Here is a 468-nt window from a genome sequence, read left to right as displayed (position 1 = left end):
GAACGCCCAGGCCCAGACCGCCGGCGGCGAAGCCGTCTTCGACCTCATCATCACCGGCTCCCTCCTCACGATCGTCCCGATCGTCGCCGCGTTCCTCCTCCTCCAGCGGTTCTGGCAGTCCGGCCTGGCCGCGGGCAGCGTCAAGGAATAGCCCCGTCCCAGCCCCACCGGGGAGTCCCGCCCCCGCTTCCTCCTCTCTCGTCACGTCCGTCCCACCCGCACCACCGACCAGGAGCACAGTCCATGAGAACGCACACCACCCGCAGACTCCTCGGCGCCCTCGCCGTGGTCTCGACGCTCGCGCTGACCGCCTCGGCCTGCGGCTCCGACGCCACCGACGGCGGCGGCGCCGCCGGCGGCCCGAAGGACGTCAACGCCGCACTCGAGAAGGGCGGCAAGGTCACGGTGTGGGCGTGGGAGCCCACCCTGAAGAAGGTGGCGGAGGACTTCGAGAAGAAGTACCCCAAC

Annotated in this window: 2 pseudogenes; both read left to right on the top strand. The window is 70.9% G+C overall.

The features are described from left to right. Positions 1 to 151: pseudogene (locus tag OO54_RS48210) on the top strand (carbohydrate ABC transporter permease); the annotation flags it as partial. A gap of 92 nt (positions 152 to 243) precedes the next feature. After that, positions 244 to 468: pseudogene (locus tag OO54_RS40990) on the top strand (sugar ABC transporter substrate-binding protein); the annotation flags it as partial.

It is taken from the genome of Streptomyces wedmorensis, assembly GCF_000716445.1.
Taxonomy (GTDB): domain Bacteria; phylum Actinomycetota; class Actinomycetes; order Streptomycetales; family Streptomycetaceae; genus Streptomyces; species Streptomyces wedmorensis.
This window is presented reverse-complemented; position numbering and strand designations above follow the sequence as displayed.